We start from the raw sequence: 22,314 nt of genomic DNA, 5'->3' as shown, positions 1-22,314 counted from the left end.
ATAAAAATTTTTGCAATGAAGTTAAACCAACGGAGGAAATTTATGAGCAATAGAAGATTAGTGATTGCCGGTACTGGGAGTGGTGTCGGTAAAACGACTTGTACGATTGGGATTATGGCTGCACTGCAGCAAAAAGGATATACCGTTCAGGGGTTCAAATGCGGTCCAGATTACATTGACCCATCCTATCATACGGCAGTGACGGGCAGAGTTTCGCGTAATTTGGATAGCTGGATGTTTTCCCATGACACAGTGCGGGAAATGTTGAGCCGAGCAAGTTCGGGTGCAGATATTTCGATTATTGAAGGGGTTATGGGCTTTTATGATGGGAAAAGTCCACTTAACAACACAGGATCAACTGCTGAAATTAGCATGATTACTGAAAGTCCTGTCTTGCTGATAGTCAATTGTGCGAGCATGGCGAGAAGTGCAGCAGCGATTGTCAAGGGATTTCAAATGCTCTCGACAGGACCAAATATCATTGGAGTGATTGCAAATAGGGTTGGTAGTATAAGCCATTTTGAACTTGTCAAAGCAGCGATTGAACAGGAATGTGATGTACCAGTTATTGGGTATTTAAAAAAAGAGACAAATATCGAACTCCCAAGTCGTCATCTTGGGCTGATTCCAGCGATTGAACGAGGCGAGTTGACGCCTTTTTTTGAAAAACTGGGTGGCCTCATTTCCGAAACGATTGATGTTGACCGTCTATATGAGTTAGCGAAAGCGCCCGAGCTTACATACAAATCAACGAATTTTTTTGAACAGCGTCCTGATAAAGGAGTATCCATTGCCGTAGCAAAAGATGAGGCATTTAATTTTTACTATCAAGAAAATCTTGAATTATTAGAGGCTTACGGGGCAAGGTTAATTTATTTTTCTCCTTTACATGGAGAAGAAGTTCCCGCTGAAGCGAATGGATTATATATTGGCGGTGGCTTTCCTGAAGAATTTGCCGGACAGCTTGCAAGTGAAGAAAAAGCCAAACAGTCGATTCGTTCCGCGGTTTTAAGAGGTTTGCCTACACTTGCTGAATGTGGTGGTTTTATGTATTTAACACAGTCCATTTCAAGTTCCTCTGGTGAGGAATATCCTATGGTTGGGCTCATACCTGGAAAGGTGAAAATGCAAAACAAGCTTGCGGCACTAGGCTATCGTGAAATATTTGGGACAGAAGGGAATTTTTTAATCAGCGAAAATGACTCAGCGAAAGGTCATGAATTTCATTATTCTGCCTTTGGATCGGTGGGAGAGGAAATCCGTCATGCTTATGAAACGCAAAGTCGTTTTAGTAAAAAGCGAGAAGGATACTTAAGTGGAAATCTTGTTGCTGGCTACACGCATTTCCATTTTGCTTCTAATCCGAAGCTCGTTAAACGTTGGGTTGAAGCTTGTGTGCAGCATAAACAAAAAGGAGAGCTTAAATGAGGAAAGGCAAAGTTTATTTAGTTGGTGCAGGTCCAGGCGATCCGAAATTATTGACCGTTTATGGTCTTGAATGCATTCAAAAGTCAGATGTGATTGTCTATGATCGCTTAGTCAATTCACAGCTGTTGGAACATGCAAAAAAGAGCGCAGAACTTATTTACTGTGGAAAATCCCCCGGGAACCATCACCTTATTCAAGAAGAAATTCATCAAATATTAATTGAAAAATCTTTAGAAGGGAAAATGGTCACCCGCCTAAAAGGAGGTGACCCATGTGTATTTGGGCGTGCAGGGGAAGAAGCGGAGATCCTTGCCCAAAATAATATCCAATATGAAATCGTTCCCGGGATAACCGCAGGTATTGCAGCAGCTGCTTATGCAGGGATTCCAGTTACACATCGTGATTTTGCATCAAGTTTTGCTGTAATTACTGGGCACGGACGTGACCAAGAAGGAAAGGATTCGCTCAACTGGCCTGCTTTAGCGACCGGCATTGATACGCTCGCGTTTTATATGGGCATTGCAAATCTTGATTCTATTTGTGAGAAATTAATCGCCAATGGCAGGAATGAAAAAACACCTGTAGCGGTCATTGAATGGGGAACGACGAACAACCAGCGAACACTTACTGGGACGCTTGAGACGATTCATCAACTTGTTGTCGAAAAAAACATCCAAAACCCTGCGATCGTCCTTGTTGGTGAAGTTGTTCGTTTACGAGAAAAAATTAAATGGTATGAAAAGATTTTAGAAACGGAAATCATTATGCATTGATAAAGCATTCGTATGTAAAGGGTACTTAGTTTATCAATAAGTCGAAACTAGGTACCATACACTTGCAAAACGGAAAGGTTTCATAAAATGTTTTCGGACTGTAATCATTCCTGTGTTTTTTGGCATAGTTTTATTTCTTCCTGCGAATGATAGTTATTGAAATCCAATAAAGAAAGAACGGAGGAATCTATCATGATGCAAGAGAATCAACAATTACAGCAAGCGCAACAAGAAGTTCAAAAAGCATATGAAGAGTTACAAAATGAAAATCAACAATTATTGGAAGCACAACAAGAGGTGCAAATGGAAATTCATAAATTGCATGCTGCGCAACAAAATGTTCTAAAAGAACAACAAGATGTAAAAAATGCACAAGAAAAACTTAAGCAAGCACAAGCGACTGCAATGATTTTTCAAAATGAAAATCTTCAGTAATTGTATTTTTCAATATAAGGGGACAGAGGGGGCCCATGTCCCCAACAATTATTTTTAAAGCGGACGATTCTTTTCCACTTATTTTAGCCCACTTCATAATAAAGACAAAGGAACATCCGCGATTTCAGCATGGGAGGTTCATTCAGGCTTTCTTTTTTTCTTCTACTAATCATTTGATTCTTATTTAGCCTTCGCCAAATTCTTCGAACCCGAATTCTATTTTAATTTTAACAAAATGATTTTTCTTTATAAGATAAAACAGAATAAAATGCTCCTACGGTAGGATATAGTATATTTGTTAAACAAAAAAGTTTCACTAGAACTTTGCTTCCTAAGTTTCAAAAAGGGGGTAATGTAGTTTTCCCTATAATCACAGTTGTGATATAATCAATTTAGCAACAGGTACTAATAGCTAATGTTAAAATTTAGGTTAATTTGAAAAGATTGTTGAAATACGGAGGGGCTATTTTGTTAACAAATGATTTGGATTTTCGATTGGAACCAAAATTAAAAGAATTGTATGTAGAACATAAAAACCGAGCAGATAAAATTGATTGGGGTTATCATGAGTTTCTGCCATGGGATAAGGCAATGGATTTTAGGCGTGTACCTTGGGATGAGAGTCAAGTGACACTTCCTCAATCGGTCATTACAGCGGTAGAAACGGCGCTTTTAACCGAAGTAAACCTCCCCTGGTTTACGACTCATTTAAATGAGACGTTTAAAGGGTCATTAACGGTTATTAAAGATTTTGTTCATACGTGGACAGCTGAAGAAGACCAGCATTCAAACTTACTTGAAAACTATCTGTTAATTACTCGCAATGTAGAGCCGATGAGACTTCATCAATTGCATAAACAAACGGTTGAACATGGCTGGAATCCAAACTTTCATACACCGTTTGAAACGATGGTCTATACTTCGATGCAAGAGCTGGCGACGATGGTGTTTTATTACAATGTGGCGAAAGTGGCCGGTCCACATGATAAGGACTTAGCCACTCTGCTCCGACGTTTAGCAAAGGATGAAACGTTGCATTATGCCTTTTATCGTGATGTGATTAAATTTCATCTTCAGTTGGAGCCAAATTATTGTTATTACTTGGGTCATGTTGTTAAAAATTTCCAAATGCCTGGTGCGGTGATGCCTGATTTTGAAGATCGGATGTCGATTATTGCAAAAGAAGCCAATTACGGTCCATTGGAATACTTCGACCAAGTTCTCGATGTCATTATTGACTATTGGGAATTGGAGAAATTACGACCAATCGCACCTGAAGCGGAAAAGGCAAGACTTGATATTTTAAATTATCATGCCCGTTTGAAAAAAGTAAGAGATCGATTTTATAAAAATAAGTAAAAGGAAGAATCAGTGGAGGAAATCTACTGATTCTTTTTTTCTTAAATGTTGAATAGCTTTGCCCTTATAGTTGCAATGAGAATTGTCACATTTTGAGATGGGAATTTACAATATAAAATGATTCGTCGTATGGAAATTATGAATTGGACGGACTCATTTCCTCCATGGTACGATTTCTTTGCATAAATATAATCATACTTACGAGGAGAAAAAAGATGAAAAAAATAGGACTGATGTTTTTATTACTTGTGATGTTTACAGTCACTATGATCGGCTGTTCTGGAAAAACGGAAACATCTGAGGCAGAAATCTACCAATACTATACAGCAGAAGAAACAAAGACAGCGATTGAAAATGATGAAGAGATGATCTTACTAGATATTCAAGTAGCTGAAGAGTGGGATGCCCACCATATTGCTGGGGCAATTCCTACGTATGCGTACCCAGTGAAGACGGATGAAGAAAAGGAAAAATTAGATCAAGTTCTACCAATGTTAGAAGGAGATCAGCCAATTGTGGTTGTTTGCCCAGGTGGAGCAGGCGGAGCAACAAGGACCATTGATTATTTAACAACAAAAGGAATTGCAGCGGAAAGACTTTTTATTCTTGAAAATGGCCAAAGTGAATGGCCATATGAAAACTTACTAGAATAACAAGAGAGGGTGAGCTGCAGGTGTGGCTCATCCTTTATGTGTTTTGATGGTTGTCCTGTAGGAATCACGAGTAACGCAAATCAACCAGTTGCCACCTTTGATAATGGCGAGGCAGAATTCCATGGAAATCCGGATGTCCTTCCAGGGGATGGTACACCTGTTTTCTTAACGTATTCTTTTCAGTAAGAAAGGCGATGAATATGAAATTTTTCTTTCAAACAATCATTCATTTAATTGCAGCTTTGTTTTTATACTTCATGATTGGGATGGCTCTTTCGAGTTGGCTCATTCAAAGTGAGTTTATCGATATGCATTTTGATAGCGAAGTACTGGTTACCATTGCGCTTTTAGTTGCTTTATGGCATTATTTTGCAAGAGTATTTATGAATGCAAAGAGCTTATCATTATGGGAGAAAAATAGAGCGGGCATGTTTGCGGCATTGATTAGCTTAGCATTGAGCTTAATTATTCATACTGTAAATGGCAGTCTTTCTATTTTACCAGCCTATATAGCGAGAAAAGGGTTATTTTTAGGAAATGTCATCTCGCTAAATACGGTAAATGTCTTATTAATCTTGTTTTTAATCATTGGTTTCATTGCCTTATTTATTGCTCAAAGGAACCCGCTTGTTGTAAAAAGCAATCCGAAAATGGATTGGAATAAGTTATCTGCTTCAAGTAGGGTTGGCATGATGTCATTATTTGGATTGCTTGGAGTCTTTCTAGCTTTTTATTTAGGTCAAGGTACTGTCCGTGATTTAGTAAACCATTCTGTCGTTTATTTAAAAGATGCGGATGTGGAAGGCTTTCGGGATTATTTGCTTTCCTTTGGTCCGTTAGCGGCAATTGTTTCGGCATTATTAATGGTGTTTCAATCTGTGATTGCCCCATTGCCAGCGTTTGTCATTACATTTGCAAACGGTTTGTTGTTTGGTTGGTTCTACGGTGCGATTCTTTCGTGGAGCAGTGCAATGCTTGGTGCGGTTATTTGTTTTTATATTGCTAAGTTTTTAGGACGTCCAGTCGTGGAGAAAATCGTGACGAAAAAAGCGTTAGATTGGTGGGATCAATTTTTTGGTAAATATGGAAAGCATTCGGTCTTTTTAGCGAGGATTCTGCCAATTGTTTCTTTCGACTTAGTTAGTTATGCAGCTGGAGTTACCTCTATTCGTTTTTGGCAATTTTTTTGGGCGACAGGTTTAGGGCAATTGCCAGCAACCATTTTATACTCTTATTTAGGGCAAAATGCAACAGGCACTGTTCAGATTTTATTTATATTATTTACAGTCGTTACTGCTTTAGCAGTTCTTGGCGTGATTTTTAAGCCAAAGATTGAGGCAAAATTAAGAGCAAAAAAAGGGGCTAACGTCCAATGAGCCACAATAAAGAGAAAGGCAACTCAAAATTGCAAATGATCGTCAAACTAGCGGTGAGCTCGATATTAATGGTTTGGCTGTTTACAATGATTGATTGGCAAGAAGCCCTCCATGTCATGCAGGAGGGCTCTCCTTTTTATTTGCTGATTGCCTTTATTGCTATCCAAATCACCGTCATAACAAGTATTTGGAAGTGGAAGTTATTAGTTGATTCAGCTGAAAAACCACAGGTTCCCTCCGATGTGTCAATCGGGAAATTAGGGAAACTTTATTATATCGGTTTGTTTTTTAATAACTTTTTACCTGGTAGTGTTGGTGGAGATGTGATGCGGATTTTTTATTTAGGAAAGATGATAAGGACTTCATCTGCGACAGCATCGGTCCTATTTGAACGGATAACGAGTGGGGCTGCTCTTGTCGGAATTGTTCTTCTTTCTGCGCTGTTTTTGGATCATACGCGATCCTATTTAATCTCTGTCGTTATGTTAATTCTGATTGTATCAGTGGTGTTTTTTCTGTTTTTTTACTGGTCTAAAAAGGAATTAACCTCAAACGCTACAACCCCTTCAGGGAGGAAATGGTATCATTTATTATATAAAGGAAAAAAAGCGATTAAAAGCATCGGAGGAAAATTTGGGAATTATCGGAACGAAGGGTGGGTCTGGTGGTCCAAAGTGGCTTTGCTTTCCTTGTTATTTCAAGTAGGTATGGCGTGGATCAATGATTTACTCTTTCTTAGCTTTGGAATCGAAATTCCTTTTCTTCACTTATTAGTAATTATTACGTTGATCTCCGTCATTACGATGTTGCCAATTTCGTTAAATGGGCTAGGAGTTCGCGAAGCAGGTTATGTCTTGTTCTTCCAATCTTTAGGAGTCCCTGGAGGAATCGCTTTATCCGTTTCACTCTTATTTTTCTTTCTTGTTACCATTTCAAGCTTAATTGGTGGAATTTTTTGGCTGGCAGAAAGGAGGAAAACGTATCATGAAGTTATCAGGCAATAAGGTAATTGAGTCACTAGTTGGTGTGAGAGCGAGTAGCATGGTTCACCCAATCGAAGGAGATATTCCCTTTACCGTCTATAAAAAGTCGATGAGCGAATCAAAGGTTGCGTTTGTGACGACAGCTGGTGTCCATTTGAAAACACAGGACGTTTTTGATGTCGAAGCTGGAGACCCTACGGTTCGATTGATTCCGGCTGAATGCAGTGAGGACGAGTTAATGATTAGTCATACCCATTATGATCGTTCGGATGCGGATCAAGATATTAATTGTGTATTTCCGATTACAAGACTTAAAGAGTTGGTTGAAGAGAGGGTAATTGGTAGTATTGCACCTACACATTATGGATTAATGGGATATATACCGGATACAAAACCGTTAGTTAATCAGTCGATTCCGTTGATCGTTAAGCAATTACAGGATGAAAAGGTTGATGCTGTCATCTTGAATCCCGGCTGATATATTTGTCATCAATCCGTGGGATTGATTCAGTATGCCATTGAAAAAGCGGGGATTTCTACCATTTCAATTTCTCATTTAGGACATTTAACGAAAAAAGTACGTGTTCCAAGAGCGTTACAAATCAAGTTTCCCCTTGGTCGCAGCTTCGGGAAAGCAGGAGAAATTGAGATGCAAAGGAAAATTTTAGTTGACTGTTTGTATTATTTAAAAGAAATGACTGAGCCGGAAACGATGGTGAAGCTTCCATATAAATGGAAAGGACGAAGTAAACGGTGAAAAAGAATGAAGCGCGTACATGTCAAAGGGTCATTTGGCATGTGCAATGGATTTTGTTAATAATCGTCATGCTGTTTAATATTATCGGATGGATGAATGGATTGGAAACTCATGTCTTTATTGGCGTGAATGGCTTTAGTTTTGCACTTTATTTCCTCTTAGGGCAGCTAGAGGGTTATTATGAATGCAAGTCCAATTGCCAAATATAATTGGAGGGAGAAAATGAAGTTGAAAAATGGTTATTTTTTCATTATTTTATGTTTATTTTTAATTGCGGGTTGTTCAGCCAAAAATGAACAAAGTTTAGAAGAAGAAACGAGCCGTTCCGTTTTAGAAAAGGATTGGGAAACAATCGTTTCAGATGCCAAAGGGAGTACTGTGAATTTTTATTTATGGGGTGGAGATGAAGGGATCAACCGATACATTGATGGGTATATTGCTCCACAATTAAAAGAAGAATATGAGATTTCTTTGAAACGGCAGCCAATGGATGCGGTAGAATTTATTAATAAACTCATTACAGAAAAGCAGGCTGAAAAAGCAAAAGGTGTTATGGATGTCATTTGGATCAACGGCGAGAATTTTAAAACAGCTAAACAGCACGACTTACTGCTAGGGCCGATTACAGCGGTTCTCCCTCATTTTCAACAATACGTAGATGCAGAAAGTCCAGAAGTAAAATATGATTTTGGATTCCCAACTGATGGTTATGAAGCTCCGTGGGGGAAAGTACAGTTTGTGTTTACTTATGACTCAAGTAAGATGGAAAACCCGCCCAAAACGCTTCAAGAACTTGAAAAATGGGTACAGGAAAATCCTGGGAAGTTTACTTATCCGGCACCACCTGACTTTACGGGAAGCGCGTTTATTCGCCATCTTTTGAATGAAACGAGTGGGGATTATTCCGCTTATTTGAATGATTTTAATGAAGAGTTAATCGAACAAGAAGCAGAAGAAATATGGGAAACGTTGAATCGAATGAAACGATATTTATGGCGAGAAGGAACTTCGTATCCGCAATCACTTGCTCAATTAAATCAACTATATAAAAATGGAGAAGTTTGGTTGACGATGGGGTACGATGAAGCAGGCACGTCTAACTTAATCGAAAATGGAGAATTTCCGGAGACTTCAAGAACGTATGTGCTTGAGAAAGGGACACTTGCGAATACTCATTTCTTAGCTGTACCATATAATGCGCCAAATCCTGAGGCAGCACTCGTTGTTATTAATCATTTTTTGTCACCTGACGCTCAGTTAAAAAAGATGGATATAACATACTGGGGTGAAAACACAGCACTAACGCTAGACCTTTTGCCTGAAGATATGAAGCAAGCATTTGAGGAAATTGATCGTGGTTCAGCAACTTTATCTGAAGAGGAATTATCAGAACACCGACTACCGGAAATTAGTTCAGAATATGTGGAATGGCTTGAACGGGGTTGGATTGAAAATGTGGCAAACAACTAAAATCTTTTCTTCTTTTCATAAACATAAAGGGCTCGTAGGAGTGATTCCAGCCCTTTTGTTTGTGCTTTTCTTTTTTATCGGAGGTTTTCTTCACTCTGTGTCGATCAGTCTTGGCAATTATCCGGAAATTTATGGTGAGCATGAGTTTGCCTGGACGTATAAAGCCCTTTTTAATGAATCATTTCTGCAGTCACTCGGTGTAACCGTTGGGATGGCGACTGTTGTTGCCTTGTTTTCTGGATTGATTGGTTTAGTTATTGCTTTGTTGTTGGCTTCGTTTACGTTTAACAGGACATGGGCACATCTGATTTTTCAGTTGCCATTTGGAGTTCCCCATTTATTAGCAGCTTATATGCTCACCCAAGTTTTTATGCAAACGGGATGGTATTCTCGTATTACTTATCATCTAGGTTGGATTGATTCCTTTGAAGCGTTTCCTGTGGTGATTCATGATCAATGGGGGATGGGTGTCTTGCTTGCTTATTTATGGAAGGAAATTCCTTTCATCGTATTATTGCTCTATCCATTTATTACAAAGCTTTTAACGGAATGGGAAGAGACGTCGCGTATGCTTGGGGCTAGTGTTATCCAGATGGTCCGCTGGGTAATCTTGCCGATTTTGTTGCCAATTTGGGTTGGTGGAATGTGGGTTGTTTTTTCCTTTGTGTTAGGAGCGTATGAAATTCCCGCTTTAATGGCCCGAACATCATTCGGTTTTATTCCGATCATGGCATGGCAAGAATATACTCAATTTGGATTAGAAAGGCAACCTTTAGCCATCGCTATGAATGTTGTTCTTGCCTTCGTCGCATTTTGTATTGGGCTGATATTATTATTTTTTCAAAAGAAATGGTATGCAAGTGGGAGAAGAATATGGGGAAAATAAATCACTTAAAAAAAGCCTTTATTTCGTTCTGTTTCGTCGGAATGTGCTTATTTATCACTCTTCCGTTTTTTTCTTTATTGATATGGAGTTTTACAAAATTATGGCCATGGCCTGAGCTTTTTCCAGCCAAGTTAAGCCTTGATTCATGGCGATATTTATTTTCTCCCTCAGGCAGAGCTTTTGAAGGTCTGTTTAATAGCATCATAATCGCGATTATTACGGTTTGTTTTAATATCGTGTTAGGGTTCCCGGCTGCAAGGACATTAAGTCAACAAGCTTTTAATGGAAAAGGGCTTATATTTGCACTCCTGCTTTCTCCGCTATTCATCCCAATGACGGTTTCTGTAATGGGGCTGCACCATTTAGCCATTCGGATGGATTTTTTACCTACTTTTGTAGGTGTTGTACTTACTCACACGATTATTACTCTCCCGTATTTTATTGTCATGTTGTGGTATCAGTTTAATCTCCTTGGGTTTAAATTACAGGAGGCGGCTAAAAGCCTCGGTGCGAGTCGCTGGAAAGTGTTTTTATGGGTTGAATTGCCTTTGGTTATTCCTGCAATATTAGTAGCTAGTTTATTAGTCATCGTGATTTCAATGAGCCAATATTTGCCCACATGGATTATGAGCGGCGGGACATTAATGACGCTGCCATTAATTATCTTTCCATTTGCCAATAGTGGAAACGCGTCAATCGTGGCTGTATACTCGATTTGGTTCTTTGTCCCTGTCATCTTCCTCGTGCTTATCTATTATGTACTTTTAAAATGGTATAATAAAAAATTTACATTGTAAGAGGTGAAATGGATGTTGAAATTAAGTGGGGTTGATGTTCAATACGGAAATCAAAAGATTCTCCATTCGATTCATTTGGATATAAATGAAGGTGAAATTTATGTGTTAATGGGTCCTTCGGGAAGTGGGAAGACGACATTATTACGCGGGATCGCTGGAGTTGTTCCCTTCACGAACGGGTCAGTTTTTTGGACGAAGGAAAAAGCGCAAACAGGACTTGTTTTCCAAGAGCCAAGACTTTTTCCTCATATGACTGTATTGGAGAACATCGCCTTCGGTCTTCGAGCAAGAGGGATTCCAAAAAAGGCAAGAAATGATCAAGTTAAAGAGTATTTAAGTGTTTTGCAGCTTGATGGCTTAGAGGCGAGGTACCCTCACCAGCTGTCAGGTGGACAGCAGCAACGGGTGTCACTGGGGAGAGTATTAGTTCTGAAACCAGATTTACTATTATTGGATGAGCCTTTTGCTTCACTTGACGCACCGTTACGGGTTCAATTGACAGAGTGGCTCTATACATTACAGAGTAGGCAGCAATTTTCAATACTATGGGTAACTCATTATATGGATGAAGCCTTTTCGGTGGCAGATCGGGTCGGATTAATGATGAATGGAGAAATTTTACAGGAAGGGACGCCACTTGATTTTTATCAAAGACCTAAGAGTGAAAAGGTAGCTTCGTTTTTTTCACTAAAAAATCGATTCCCTCGTGAACAGTGGAAAAAATGGGGAGCAGTTAAAGAAAAAGGCGATATGGGATGGTTACCGGCGGGAGCGATTCAATTATTCAACAAACAATCAGATTTTATTTCGCAGAAGGATTGCTATATGATCATTGATGGGATTGTTAAACGTATAAAACATGAACCGAAAATTCAATTGATTATGGTAGAAGTTGACGGGGGCAGACTAGAAATAGAGCTTCCTATTTGGGAGAAGGCTCCAGCGGTGGATACACAGGTAGCTGTGGGACTACCAGTTGATAAAATTGTCTGGTATTCAAAACGGAATTAAACCATATTTCTATTGCTAATATAAAAATGGTTTAAATAAATGATAGTATTGATGAAAGGACGATAAAAGTGCTTGATACATATGGACGTTCTTATGTGCAACCAATTATTAAACGAACAGCTAATCGATTGCTGAATTGGGGGCTAACAGCAAACCAAGTAACTTTTGCTGCTTTTATGATCGGAATCTCAGCTAGTGTACTTATTTTTTGGGGCCACCCATTTTTAGGTGTTGCGGTTCTTTGGATTTCAGGTTTCCTTGATGCGGTCGACGGGAGTATGGCGAGACAAAGTCATTCTTCGTCTTCTTGGGGAACCGTTTTGGATGTTACTTTTGATCGGATTGTGGAAGTAGGGATTATAATTGCTCTAGCTCTTCGCCATCCAGACCCAACGATTTTGTTTTTGCTCATGCTGTTGTCGATTTCAATTATTATAACGATGACGATATTTTTAACAGTAGGAGCGGTTTCCGATAAAGAAAGTGAAAAATCTTTTTATTATCAACCAGGACTTGCAGAACGGACAGAGGGCTTTATTCTATTCTCACTAATGGTCTTATTCCAGTCTTATCTCGTACTAGTGACGATTATTTTTATCGTAGTGGAATTAATTACTGGGCTGCAAAGATTATTAGAAGCGAAAAGAATATTGAATGAGACAAAATAGGAAGAAGAAAAGAGAAGTAACGTTTCTATTAGCGTCTCTTTTCTTCATTAGGTATTATATTAATCTAGCAATTTTTGCGGCTTCTTCAATTGCATCGCTAGCTCTCCGGGCAAGAAGGGCATCGCCGATGATATAGTGGGGAATCTCGTTGGTTACACAGTATAACTTTATTTCCTCATAATCTCTAGGTTTTGAACCAATTGCGACAACTACATAATCACACTCAATATCTTCCAGTTTTCCGTCCTTGGCAATGGTTAAGGATTCTTCTTTGATTTCAAGGCATTGTGCACTTGTAATCGTGTTAATTTTTAAATGATAAAAACTTTCCATTACACAAATTTTTCGAAAGTTCCCTAGTTCTCGACCTACTTCATTCATTGCTTCTACTATGGTAACATGATTGTTTTGCATCGCTAAAAACTCTGCTACTTCAAGGCCAACGATTCCTCCGCCAATAACGACAATCCTTCCTCTTGGAGTGATTTTGCCACCCAGTACATCAAATGAGTTTGTTACATTGGGAAGGTTTGCACCAGGGATATTTAACTCGATTGGTTCTGCTCCTGTAGCAACAATGACCGTTTGAGGGTCAATCTCCTCAATGAGCGCGGCGGTAACGGGAGTGGACAAGTGAATCTCGACCCCTTCGATTTCAGCTTGTTTTCCTCGTAAAATAGCTGCATCGCGCATTTCACCTTTTCTCGGGGCTGCACCAGCTAAAATAAATTGGCCGCCGAGTTGATCGGATGCTTCACAAAGAATGGGATGATGCCCTCTTTGTTTTAATATAATGGAGGCTTCAATTCCAGCCATCCCACCACCGACAACAAGAATTTTTTTCGATTTCTTTGTTTTAACGAGAATATATTCTTTTTCTCTTCCTAATGACGGATTGCGTATGCAGGAGAGTGCATGTTGCTCTGGCGATGAATATCTGTCCACACATCCTTGGTTACAACCAACACATGAGATAATTCTTTCTTCATCTTCTACCTTCGCTTTATAACAAAATTCGGGATCGGCTAACTGTGCTCTGCCAATGGCAACCATATCTGCTTGTTCATTAGCAAGGATGACTTCTGCTTGCTGTGGATCATTGATTCGACCTACAGCGATTGTCAGCATACCTGTTTCTTTTTTTAGTTTCGCAGCATTTTCAACATTAAATCCTTTCGGAAGATCAATTGGCGGGACTTCATATTTGACAGCCGCACTCCAAGCGTTTCCACGGGACACATCTAAAACATCGACTCCTGCTTTTTGAGCCATCTTGCAAAACTCAATCATCTCCTCCATGGTTAGACCGTTGTCCACATAGTCATCGAATGGAACAATTCTCATCAACAATGGCATATCTTCGGGGATATTGCGGCGGATCTCTTCAATACACTCAAGTGCGTATCTTGCCCGATTTTCAAGGGAACCACCATATTGGTCAGTCCGCTTATTCATTGCTGGACTCAAGAATGCATGCGGAGAATAACCGTGAGCGGCATGAAATTCTACACAATGGAACCCCGCTATTACTGCTCGTTTTGCAGCTTCTCCAAACGATTGAACAACCTCTTGAATCATTCCAATCGTGGCCCCAGGAACCACCGTCTTACCTAATGGTGTTTCGCTAGGCATAATACATATGGCGTTAGGGTCACTGCCGGCAGCAACAGCGCCTCCTTGCCATAACTGAACACATGCTTTGCCGCCAGCTTTATGAATCGTATCAGCCAGTTTCGTTAACCCTGGTAAAAATTGATCATCATGGATGGATAAAAAGTTTTTCGGTGCAGAAGGGGAATGAACAGATGCCGCTTCAGTTATATTTAGTCCAGTTCCGCCAAATGCTCGTGCTGCATGATAATGGATCAGTTGGTCCGTAACAAACCCACCTTCGTCAATCATGTTCGTAGCCATTGCAGGAAAAATAACTCTGTTTCGGAGTTCAAGACCTCGAATGACAATCGGCTTAAAGACGTGGTTATATTTCATATTTTTTCAACTCCTTGAAAAATTTGTGAAAGTCTTAATTTAATTATAAACCGCTTATATTCTTTAACAAGCGAATGAGAATAAAGTTTAGGTTTTAGACACAAACAGAGGGGTTTAGTATGTTTTTTTACATTTTTAGTAGGAATTAACAGACAAAAAAGAGGGTGAAGTCATGCCCTCTTTCCTGTTTTACAAATGGCCCTTTATATTTGATCGTCCCTTCGTTACTCATCACAGTTTGGTCCCTTTATACTAAAAATATTTTATAAAATCATGATACTCGTCCTCACATTTCATTTCTGCTTTGAATTAATTGTATTAATGGGATCAAGATCACCTTTATCTGTCCAACATAGAAATAACTCTATTGGAGGGGAGTGCATGTATGGATAAGAGCCATTTATTAAAATGGATAAAAAAGATTCAAGTTAAAAATAAAACAAATGAAGATGTCGAGGTGAAGAATGAATCACCGTTAACGATGATTGGGAAAGGCCGTCAAGGGGCGGTCTTTCAGTTAACAGATGACATTTGTGTGAAAGTGTTCGGCAATACCGATGATTGTGAGCGTGAACATTATGCGCTGTCACTTGGGCAACACACAAAGTTATTCCCTAAAGTTTATGACAAAGGCACACTTCATATTGCTATGGAATTCATTAGAGGAGTCGACTTACGAGAATACTTGCAATCACAACCACTTACAAAGGAACTTTCGGTGAAATTAATTGAGATGCTTATCACCTTTAAAGAAATTGGTTTTGAGCGAATCGATCACCATAAACGACAAATTTATTTGCAAAAGGATGGCAGCCTAAAAGTGATTGATGTCGCTAGAACGGTTTGGCGCGATCGCGTATATCCTTATCCACGAAAATTATTAAAATCGCTAGGAGAAGAAAATAAAGAAGTATTTTTAACTCATGTCAAAGAATTGTCCCCAGCACTATATGATGAATGGCGCCACTATATTCGTATGGAAGAAATTGCGCAAGAAATCTATCGAGTGTTGTTACAGTCTTCTGATGAGAAAGAGAAGGTGGTTGAAAATTTAAGTGACCAACTTTTAACAACAGCTGACGAAGAAAAGTATGTTGTGTTAATGTCCGGTTTGATGCACAAAGTTTTTAAAGAGCAATGGGTAAGAACGATGTTGGCTAGAGGGGAAGAACCGGATGAAATCATGGAGAAAGTGAAAGAATATTGGGATTTCCGTGAACAAGAATTTAAGTTGGGAACCTCGACTTTTACAATTAGAAACAAAGCAGAACGAAGACCGGCGAGAATACAGAAAGGACAAATGACAGAAAGGGAGAAGCAACGAGAAGAAAGAAGGAAATGGCGAGAAAAAGAGAAACAACGTGAGGCTAGAAGGAAAGCTAGAGCAGAATCAAAAAAGAACGGAAAATCAACAAAAAGAAAATCAACTGAAATCGATGAAGAAGAATCAGCAAGGCTGAAGGAATATAAGAAATGGCTAACGCTTGGCTTAATATAGAAACCGATCAAAAAGTGAGGAGAGACGAAAATGAAAGTGTTAATTATCTGGCGCTTACTCACGGTCGGTGGAGTAAATGCTGGATGGAGGAATCGAGCGATCTATTTTAAGCAACATGGAATCGAGACCGAATTTCTCTATACTACTGACCATGGGGGGCTACACATTATGGAGGATGTAGCTCCGGTTTATTTAACAAAAGATGAAGAAGAAATCATCAAAATTATCCGTAAAAATCAGTATGATGCCATTATTGTCGTTGATACAGGGAAAGCTTATAAATGGATTCGGAAAGCCAAATTTCAAGGACCGGTGATTGTTGAAGCAAGAACACCAGAGCTAGTTAAACTAACCCCACATTTGAAATCCTTCAAAGGAATTACTCCGGAATCGATTATTGTCCCTTCGCATTATCAACAGCGAATGGTGTCCATCTTAACGAACGATATTCCCGTTCATGTCATTTATAATGGCGTCGACACTTCGTTTTTTCGGGCTTTGAGTCGTGATGAAATCGATTTTACAAGTGAACCACATTTGCCTCAACAAAAGAAAGTTATTGCCTATATTGGCCGCCTGGATAAGCGGAAAAATTGGCCGATGTTCCTTGAAATTGCGAAGCGTATGAAGACTGAGCGTGATGATGTAGAGTTTTGGGTCATTGGCGGTGCGCAAAGTGTGCAACGTGAAGAGTTTCAAACGGAATGGATTAGAGAAGGACTAACAGATATTGTTAAATGGTTTCCTGTCATTCCATATCAGCAAATGCCCCATATGTATTCAAAAATACGCGAATCAGGAGGTTGTACGTTAGCAACCACAAAATCAGAATCATTTGGTAACACATTTATTGAATCAATGGTTTGTGGGGTTCCAGTGGTCGCATCGAGAATGATGCCGGTTACAGAATTAGTGAGGGAAGGAGAAACAGGGTTGCTCTACCGAGGGCAAAATGTTGATGATGCCATCAAACAGCTCCATTTCCTCCTTAATGATCGTGACCTGTACGAAAAAATGTCCGCTTTTGCGATAAAGTATGCACAAGAGATGTTTTCGATTCAATCGGTTGCAGAGCAGTATATTGCCCTTTTGCAAAAGCTTGTTCCATTGAATGCCGCCGGGGATTGTGAGGTGGATCCGAATGATCAAGCCGGTTTCTTATCATAAAAAACTTGAAGGGAAATCAAATGCCCATTTAATTACGTTTAACGATGGAAATGATTATGTTGTGAAATTCTTCCAATCTGGCTTTGAAAAAACATTGCCAAATGAATGGATTGGATATTGTCTCGCGCGGTACCTCCAATTACCTGTTCCATATGGACGAATTGTTGACATTGAAAATGACTTTCGCTTAGAAATGATGAAAAAGGAGCAGGAAAATACAAAACCGAACGATGAAAGGAACGAACAAGAGGACATTTCCAGTAATGGGTTGCTATCTCCACAGGAAGAACGGAAAGTAGCTACACAAACGCTTTCAAGTGATACGCGCTATCAATTTGCCTCTCTATATGTTCCAAATTGTGAGGATGGTCATCATGTCGGAAAGATTCACTCCCTTAGCAATTCCTCTATGATGGCACGAATTATTTTATTTGATTATTGGTTAGCGAATCGAGATCGTACGCGGAAAAATATTCTCTTTCAGCAACAAGAGGAAGGGGTCTATACACTATGGGCAATCGATCAAGCTGAAATTTTAGGTAGTTTTAATTGGGAGCAGGCTGACCTTGAGAAACTACCTAATGGCATTATAAAAAGTGCAGCCCATAAGATGATGGCGCGTTTTATAGAAAATGAGAACGAATTTTATCAACAACTTGAGTTCATTCAAACAATGCCTATTCTTTTAATCGAAGAAATTGTCGACATGATTCCTGATGAGTGGGGAGTATCAAAAGAAGAAAAGAAAGCGATCGTGACGACTCTTTTGTTTCGCCGGGATAAAGTGTTGCCAAAACTCATACGAAGGTTTATTCAAAAAGTTTATCAATTTATGAAAAAAGATAATTAGTAATCTGCTGAAAATAAGTGAAATTCACAAAAAGTTATTGGAGGATTGGACGATTACGAGAAAAAGAGCGATTTCAAATGTCCAATTATGCCCACTTGATGATTGTGATTCAAGGAGGGACAGCGTATGAAAATAAAAAAAGCAATTATTCCCGCCGCGGGTTTTGGTACTCGCTTTTTACCTGCAACAAAAGCACTTGCTAAGGAAATGTTGCCAATCGTTGATAAACCGACGATTCAGTATATTGTTGAAGAAGCGGTCGCTTCCGGAATTGAAGAAATTCTTATTATTATTGGGCGAGGCAAAAGATCGATTGAACACCATTTCACTAAATCATATGAGTTAGAAGATATGCTATTAAAAAAGCAAAAGATGGCGATTTTAAAGGATATCCAAGAGATATCAAATATGGTGAATATTTATTATCTTTATCAAAAAGAGCAAAGAGGTTTAGGCGATGCTGTCCTTTGCGCGAGTAAATTTATCGGTAACGAACCTTTTGCTGTCATGCTTGGAGATGATGTCGTTAAATCAGATATTCCATGTTTACAACAGCTTATAGATATATTTGAGTATGGCAATAGTTCGGTTGTTTCTGTTCAGAAAGTTCCGAAGAAGGATGTGTGTAAATACGGAATTATTAAACCGAAAGGAACATTGCTGAAAGAAAATCTCCATTTAATTGACTCCTTAGTTGAGAAACCGAACATTGAAGAGGCTCCTTCACAATATGCAATCATGGGACGCTACGTATTAAGACCTGAAATCTTTGACATCCTCAAGAAAACACCAATCGGTAGAGGCGATGAATTACAGCTAACTGATGCGATTCATGAGTTGTCGAAAAAGCAGACTGTTTATGCTTATGAATTTGATGGTCAACGATATGATATTGGCGACAAATTAGGTTTTATAAAGGCAACGATTGATTTTGCTCTACAAAGAGAAGACATCTGTGATGAGGTTTTTGCTTTTATTAAAAGTAAATCTCAAGAACAACCTAGAGAGAAGCGAGAGGGAGAAGAATGAAGGTAACGATTTTAGGAACAGGTTATGTCGGCTTATCAACAGGAGTCGTGTTAGCGGAAATTGGCCATGATGTGTGCTGTATAGATGTTGATGAAAATAAAATCAATAAGCTGTGTCAAGGTATTTCACCGATTTATGAACCAGGACTTGAAGAACTGTTAACGAAAAACGTAGCTGCAGGCAGGCTTCATTTCACTTCCTCTCATTATGAAGGAATTGCAGATGCGGAAGTGATCATTCTTGCAGTAGGTACACCGCAACAGGATGATGGTAGAGCGGACCTTTCTTACTTGCAACAAGCAGCAAAAGATATTGCCACTCATCTTGTAAATGATTGTATAGTCGTAATAAAAAGCACCGTTCCAGTCGGAACAAATGATGAAATAAAACGTATCATCGAAGCAAATTGTCATGACGGCGTGCTGATTCGTATGGTGTCAAATCCAGAGTTTTTAAGACAGGGCTCGGCAATTAAGGATACAATGAAAGCGGATCGAGTCATTATTGGATTTGAAAATCAAGAGGCTGGCATGAAGATAAAAGAGATGTATGAGTCGTTAAATGTACCATTTGTGATGACTAGTATTCGAAGTGCAGAAATGATTAAATACGCATCAAATGCCTTTTTGGCAACAAAAATCAGCTTTATTAACGGAATTGCAAATTTATGCGAATTGGTAGGGGCTGATGTGTTGGATGTTGCAAAAGGAATGGGACTTGATCAAAGGATCGGTGCTCATTTTTTACAAGCTGGCATTGGTTATGGAGGCTCTTGTTTTCCAAAAGACGTAAAGGCGTTGTATCATACGGCAAGCCAGCATGGAGCAGATCTTAATATATTAGCAGAAACGATGAGAATAAATGAGGAACAAAGAGTCCTTTTAGTAAAAAAAGCATTGAATCGTTTTGGCGATTTAACAGGAAAAAAGATTGCCATGCTCGGTCTTGCATTTAAACCTGATACGGATGATATGAGAGAAGCGCCTTCCATTCTTCTTGCTAAACGGTTATCGAGACTTGGTGTGGATGTTGTTGCATATGACCCTGTTGCTACGTCAAACGCGAGAAAAGTGATAGGCGATATCATAACCTATGTTGACAGCATCGATGAAGCGGTAACAGGTGCCGATGCGATATTTATTGTTACTGAATGGGAAGATATCAAACGGCTTGATCTTGCAAGTTTAGGAGAGAAAATGAATCAAGTCATTCTCTTCGATGGTAGGAACTGCTTTGATGAAGCTCAGCTTCGTACATGCAAAAACATTGAGTACTACTCGGTAGGCAGACCGCCAGTTATCACATAAGGGAACATGGGAGTACAATCCCATGTTCTTCACTAAACTAGTTTTTGATGTAGCTTGTTTAGCTCTGTGATTTAAATAGTAGAAATTAAAATTTTGAATTTATGGTAGTATAAAGGTAAATGACTTTACATTGGATAGTAACATCATCATCCAATGTTTAGAAATGAATGGAGGAAATAGAGATGTCGAATTTACCTAACTGTCCTAAATGCAACTCAGAATATACATATGAGGATGGAGTACTGCTTGTTTGTCCTGAGTGTGCGCACGAATGGAACTTAGCAACTGAAGAGAGTGAAGCAAATAAAGAAGTTAAAGATGCCAATGGAAATGTTCTTAATGATGGGGATACGGTTACCATTATTAAAGATTTAAAAGTAAAAGGGAGTTCATCCGTATTGAAAATTGGAACAAAGGTTAAAAGCATACGATTAGTTGAAGGTGACCATGACATTGATTGCAAAATTGACGGTTTTGGTGCAATGAAATTAAAATCTGAATTTGTTAAAAAAGCTTAATAACACAATACAAAGATATATGGTTTGTACATAACCAAAAATGAACGAAAACGCGAGATAGGTTTTCGCGCTTTCGTTCATTATATAATAGCAAGATCAAAGGCTAGCTTATGCTTTTACTAAATTGTCCGCATCGTAACGTTTGGAATAAAGCCAATCAACATAGCTCACATCAAACTCATCCCGTTGTGACATGATGTGATTTCTTAAAAGAATGGCAATTGGATCATCTGCATGGATAATTTCTCCCCACTGACGGGCATTTGTTTGAACACTCGCTGAACGTGGCATACGCTCTGCTTGATACTCAAGGAATGCTGCATTATAATCATTTCCATGTTTATGAAGCATATTTGTTAAATAGGCAACATCTTCTAACGCTGCAATTCCACCTTGAGCCATATATTGTAACATTGGGTGGGCAGCGTCACCAAGCAATGTTACACGACCTTTTGTCCAATTTTGAATTGGATTGCGGTCCCACATCGCCCAGCGGAACTGGCGAGAGATGAACGATACAGAGTGTTTGACAAAATCACATGTATCAGCGAAACGCTCATCCATTTCTTCAGGAGTTCCCCAATCATTTGCTTTCCAATCTTCAGTACCTGGCTTATATTTGAAGCTTTTGAATACGACAACTTGGTTGTATAATTCCCCACGACGAACAGGGTATTGAACGAGGTGAAGATTTGGGCCAACCCACATAAGAACATCATCTGGGTTTGTTCCAGCTGTTTCTGTCACTTCCTCCATTGGAATCGTTCCACGATAAGCGACATACTGGGAACAAACAGGTTGATCATCACTCATTAACTTCCGTGTTTTAGAATGAATTCCATCCGCACCTATGACAGCTTCAGACTCATAAACTGTACCATCTGTCAATGTTACTTGAGCACCAGTTCCTAAATCTTGGACACTCTCAACTTCGCTATCTGTTAGAAGTGAAATATCACCTTTTGCTAGACATGCTTCATATAATACTCTGTGTAGGTCAGCACGATGCATTACAATATAAGGATGGCCATATTTTTTCTTGAATTCATCTTGTAAATTTAAAACAGTTAATTCCTTGCCGGTAACTGCATCCATTAATACTAAACGTTTTGGAAATACAGCAAATTTACTAATTTCATCCATGACTCCTAATCTTTCAAGAACTGCAGTCCCATTTGGTGCAAGCTGAATTCCAGCACCAACCTCTCCGAATTCAGGTGCTCTTTCTAAAACCATGGACTCTTTTCCAGCTTCAGCAAGACCTAAAGCAGCGGCAAGACCGCCAATTCCTCCACCGACAATAATAAATGGTTGCTTCACTTTGTTTGACATAATAAAATCCCCCTTAAAAATTTATAAT

General features: G+C 39.1%; 23 protein-coding genes. 21 read left to right on the top strand and 2 right to left on the bottom strand.

Translation table 11 applies throughout. The features are described from left to right. The first annotated feature begins 42 nt into the window (after positions 1 to 42). The 15 genes from GNT69_RS11970 to GNT69_RS11900 all read left to right on the top strand — a co-directional run bounded on the left by GNT69_RS11970 (position 43) and on the right by GNT69_RS11900 (position 12,596). Positions 43 to 1,428: a cobyrinic acid a,c-diamide synthase CobB gene (locus GNT69_RS11970; protein ID WP_203555196.1), complete on the top strand. Its 1,386-nt coding sequence runs from the start codon at positions 43 to 45 to the stop codon at positions 1,426 to 1,428. Continuing rightward, complete coding sequence (cobA, locus tag GNT69_RS11965) at positions 1,425 to 2,201, top strand: uroporphyrinogen-III C-methyltransferase (RefSeq protein ID WP_203555195.1); 777 nt, start codon at positions 1,425 to 1,427, stop codon at positions 2,199 to 2,201. Before GNT69_RS11970 ends, cobA begins: the two co-directional genes overlap by 4 nt. Positions 2,202 to 2,393: 192 nt before the next feature. Continuing rightward, a complete protein-coding gene (locus GNT69_RS11960; RefSeq protein ID WP_203555194.1) occupies positions 2,394 to 2,636 on the top strand; it encodes a hypothetical protein in 243 nt (80 codons plus the stop codon). Positions 2,637 to 3,104: 468 nt separating this feature from the next. Further along, positions 3,105 to 3,995, top strand: a complete 891-nt coding sequence (locus tag GNT69_RS11955; protein WP_203555193.1) for an acyl-ACP desaturase — start codon at positions 3,105 to 3,107, stop codon at positions 3,993 to 3,995. Between the two features lie 215 nt (positions 3,996 to 4,210). Then, positions 4,211 to 4,648, top strand: coding sequence for a rhodanese-like domain-containing protein (locus GNT69_RS11950; RefSeq protein ID WP_203555192.1), 438 nt, complete (start codon positions 4,211 to 4,213; stop codon positions 4,646 to 4,648). 36 nt (positions 4,649 to 4,684) lie between these two features. Further along, positions 4,685 to 4,834, top strand: a complete 150-nt coding sequence (locus tag GNT69_RS11945; RefSeq protein WP_203555482.1) for a hypothetical protein — start codon at positions 4,685 to 4,687, stop codon at positions 4,832 to 4,834. Between the two features lie 14 nt (positions 4,835 to 4,848). After that, positions 4,849 to 6,024 (top strand): TVP38/TMEM64 family protein, encoded by a 1,176-nt coding sequence (locus tag GNT69_RS11940; RefSeq protein ID WP_203555191.1) that lies wholly within the window; start codon positions 4,849 to 4,851, stop codon positions 6,022 to 6,024. Next, complete coding sequence (locus GNT69_RS11935; RefSeq protein WP_203555190.1) at positions 6,021 to 7,028, top strand: lysylphosphatidylglycerol synthase transmembrane domain-containing protein; 1,008 nt, start codon at positions 6,021 to 6,023, stop codon at positions 7,026 to 7,028. Before GNT69_RS11940 ends, GNT69_RS11935 begins: the two co-directional genes overlap by 4 nt. Further along, complete coding sequence (locus GNT69_RS25875) at positions 7,009 to 7,764, top strand: glycine/sarcosine/betaine reductase selenoprotein B family protein (protein ID WP_275411206.1); 756 nt, start codon at positions 7,009 to 7,011, stop codon at positions 7,762 to 7,764. The genes GNT69_RS11935 and GNT69_RS25875 overlap by 20 nt, the downstream gene beginning before the upstream one ends. Continuing rightward, a complete protein-coding gene (locus GNT69_RS11925) occupies positions 7,761 to 7,973 on the top strand; it encodes a hypothetical protein (RefSeq protein ID WP_203555188.1) in 213 nt (70 codons plus the stop codon). The genes GNT69_RS25875 and GNT69_RS11925 overlap by 4 nt, the downstream gene beginning before the upstream one ends. A gap of 13 nt (positions 7,974 to 7,986) precedes the next feature. Beyond that, a complete protein-coding gene (locus tag GNT69_RS11920; RefSeq protein WP_203555187.1) occupies positions 7,987 to 9,234 on the top strand; it encodes an ABC transporter substrate-binding protein in 1,248 nt (415 codons plus the stop codon). Further along, positions 9,218 to 10,120 (top strand): ABC transporter permease, encoded by a 903-nt coding sequence (locus GNT69_RS11915; RefSeq protein WP_203555186.1) that lies wholly within the window; start codon positions 9,218 to 9,220, stop codon positions 10,118 to 10,120. Before GNT69_RS11920 ends, GNT69_RS11915 begins: the two co-directional genes overlap by 17 nt. After that, entirely contained in the window at positions 10,108 to 10,917 is an 810-nt protein-coding gene (locus tag GNT69_RS11910) for an ABC transporter permease (protein ID WP_203555185.1), read from the top strand. The genes GNT69_RS11915 and GNT69_RS11910 overlap by 13 nt, the downstream gene beginning before the upstream one ends. Before the next feature lie 12 nt (positions 10,918 to 10,929). Beyond that, positions 10,930 to 11,928, top strand: a complete 999-nt coding sequence (locus GNT69_RS11905; RefSeq protein WP_203555184.1) for an ABC transporter ATP-binding protein — start codon at positions 10,930 to 10,932, stop codon at positions 11,926 to 11,928. Between the two features lie 68 nt (positions 11,929 to 11,996). Beyond that, positions 11,997 to 12,596, top strand: coding sequence for a CDP-alcohol phosphatidyltransferase family protein (locus GNT69_RS11900; RefSeq protein ID WP_203555183.1), 600 nt, complete (start codon positions 11,997 to 11,999; stop codon positions 12,594 to 12,596). A gap of 54 nt (positions 12,597 to 12,650) precedes the next feature. Here GNT69_RS11900 and baiCD read toward each other — a convergent pair whose 3' ends face one another. After that, positions 12,651 to 14,585: a bile acid Fe-S flavoenzyme BaiCD gene (gene baiCD, locus GNT69_RS11895; RefSeq protein ID WP_203555182.1), complete on the bottom strand. Its 1,935-nt coding sequence runs from the start codon at positions 14,583 to 14,585 to the stop codon at positions 12,651 to 12,653. A gap of 385 nt (positions 14,586 to 14,970) precedes the next feature. Between baiCD and GNT69_RS11890 the strand changes: the two genes are divergently transcribed. The 6 genes from GNT69_RS11890 (at position 14,971) to GNT69_RS11865 (ending at position 20,954) form a co-directional block, all read left to right on the top strand. Next, positions 14,971 to 16,083, top strand: a complete 1,113-nt coding sequence (locus GNT69_RS11890; protein ID WP_203555181.1) for a serine/threonine-protein kinase — start codon at positions 14,971 to 14,973, stop codon at positions 16,081 to 16,083. A gap of 30 nt (positions 16,084 to 16,113) precedes the next feature. Then, positions 16,114 to 17,250: a glycosyltransferase family 4 protein gene (locus GNT69_RS11885; protein ID WP_203555180.1), complete on the top strand. Its 1,137-nt coding sequence runs from the start codon at positions 16,114 to 16,116 to the stop codon at positions 17,248 to 17,250. Continuing rightward, the gene (locus GNT69_RS11880) at positions 17,225 to 18,100 is read left to right on the top strand and encodes a HipA family kinase (protein ID WP_203555179.1); all 876 of its coding nucleotides are present in this window, start codon (positions 17,225 to 17,227) and stop codon (positions 18,098 to 18,100) included. Before GNT69_RS11885 ends, GNT69_RS11880 begins: the two co-directional genes overlap by 26 nt. A gap of 126 nt (positions 18,101 to 18,226) precedes the next feature. Next, positions 18,227 to 19,129: a UTP--glucose-1-phosphate uridylyltransferase GalU gene (gene galU / locus GNT69_RS11875; protein WP_203555178.1), complete on the top strand. Its 903-nt coding sequence runs from the start codon at positions 18,227 to 18,229 to the stop codon at positions 19,127 to 19,129. Beyond that, positions 19,126 to 20,436, top strand: coding sequence for a UDP-glucose dehydrogenase family protein (locus GNT69_RS11870; RefSeq protein ID WP_203555177.1), 1,311 nt, complete (start codon positions 19,126 to 19,128; stop codon positions 20,434 to 20,436). Before galU ends, GNT69_RS11870 begins: the two co-directional genes overlap by 4 nt. 182 nt (positions 20,437 to 20,618) lie before the next feature. Further along, the gene (locus GNT69_RS11865; protein ID WP_203555176.1) at positions 20,619 to 20,954 is read left to right on the top strand and encodes a zinc ribbon domain-containing protein YjdM; all 336 of its coding nucleotides are present in this window, start codon (positions 20,619 to 20,621) and stop codon (positions 20,952 to 20,954) included. A 108-nt stretch (positions 20,955 to 21,062) separates the two neighbouring features. On the opposite strand, the gene GNT69_RS11860 is transcribed toward GNT69_RS11865, so the two are convergent. Continuing rightward, the gene (locus GNT69_RS11860; protein ID WP_203555175.1) at positions 21,063 to 22,286 is read right to left on the bottom strand and encodes an FAD-dependent monooxygenase; all 1,224 of its coding nucleotides are present in this window, start codon (positions 22,284 to 22,286) and stop codon (positions 21,063 to 21,065) included. Positions 22,287 to 22,314: the final 28 nt, after the last annotated feature.

It is taken from the genome of Bacillus sp. B15-48, from assembly GCF_016879755.1.
In the GTDB taxonomy this organism is placed as follows: domain Bacteria; phylum Bacillota; class Bacilli; order Bacillales; family Cytobacillaceae; genus Mesobacillus_B.
This window is presented reverse-complemented; position numbering and strand designations above follow the sequence as displayed.

What these genes read in the sequence shown, in the direction of transcription:
- GNT69_RS11970 (WP_203555196.1), top strand. Translation starts at nt 43, where the DNA reads ATGAGCAATAGAAGATTAGTGATTGCCGGTACTGGGAGTGGTGTCGGT.
- cobA (WP_203555195.1), top strand. Translation starts at nt 1,425, where the DNA reads ATGAGGAAAGGCAAAGTTTATTTAGTTGGTGCAGGTCCAGGCGATCCG.
- GNT69_RS11960 (WP_203555194.1), top strand. Translation starts at nt 2,394, where the DNA reads ATGATGCAAGAGAATCAACAATTACAGCAAGCGCAACAAGAAGTTCAA.
- GNT69_RS11950 (WP_203555192.1), top strand. Translation starts at nt 4,211, where the DNA reads ATGAAAAAAATAGGACTGATGTTTTTATTACTTGTGATGTTTACAGTC.
- GNT69_RS11945 (WP_203555482.1), top strand. Translation starts at nt 4,685, where the DNA reads ATGTGTTTTGATGGTTGTCCTGTAGGAATCACGAGTAACGCAAATCAA.
- GNT69_RS11940 (WP_203555191.1), top strand. Translation starts at nt 4,849, where the DNA reads ATGAAATTTTTCTTTCAAACAATCATTCATTTAATTGCAGCTTTGTTT.
- GNT69_RS11935 (WP_203555190.1), top strand. Translation starts at nt 6,021, where the DNA reads ATGAGCCACAATAAAGAGAAAGGCAACTCAAAATTGCAAATGATCGTC.
- GNT69_RS11920 (WP_203555187.1), top strand. Translation starts at nt 7,987, where the DNA reads ATGAAGTTGAAAAATGGTTATTTTTTCATTATTTTATGTTTATTTTTA.
- GNT69_RS11915 (WP_203555186.1), top strand. Translation starts at nt 9,218, where the DNA reads ATGTGGCAAACAACTAAAATCTTTTCTTCTTTTCATAAACATAAAGGG.
- GNT69_RS11910 (WP_203555185.1), top strand. Translation starts at nt 10,108, where the DNA reads ATGGGGAAAATAAATCACTTAAAAAAAGCCTTTATTTCGTTCTGTTTC.
- GNT69_RS11905 (WP_203555184.1), top strand. Translation starts at nt 10,930, where the DNA reads ATGTTGAAATTAAGTGGGGTTGATGTTCAATACGGAAATCAAAAGATT.
- baiCD (WP_203555182.1), bottom strand. Translation starts at nt 14,585, where the DNA reads ATGAAATATAACCACGTCTTTAAGCCGATTGTCATTCGAGGTCTTGAA.
- GNT69_RS11890 (WP_203555181.1), top strand. Translation starts at nt 14,971, where the DNA reads ATGGATAAGAGCCATTTATTAAAATGGATAAAAAAGATTCAAGTTAAA.
- GNT69_RS11885 (WP_203555180.1), top strand. Translation starts at nt 16,114, where the DNA reads ATGAAAGTGTTAATTATCTGGCGCTTACTCACGGTCGGTGGAGTAAAT.
- GNT69_RS11880 (WP_203555179.1), top strand. Translation starts at nt 17,225, where the DNA reads ATGATCAAGCCGGTTTCTTATCATAAAAAACTTGAAGGGAAATCAAAT.
- galU (WP_203555178.1), top strand. Translation starts at nt 18,227, where the DNA reads ATGAAAATAAAAAAAGCAATTATTCCCGCCGCGGGTTTTGGTACTCGC.
- GNT69_RS11870 (WP_203555177.1), top strand. Translation starts at nt 19,126, where the DNA reads ATGAAGGTAACGATTTTAGGAACAGGTTATGTCGGCTTATCAACAGGA.
- GNT69_RS11865 (WP_203555176.1), top strand. Translation starts at nt 20,619, where the DNA reads ATGTCGAATTTACCTAACTGTCCTAAATGCAACTCAGAATATACATAT.
- GNT69_RS11860 (WP_203555175.1), bottom strand. Translation starts at nt 22,286, where the DNA reads ATGTCAAACAAAGTGAAGCAACCATTTATTATTGTCGGTGGAGGAATT.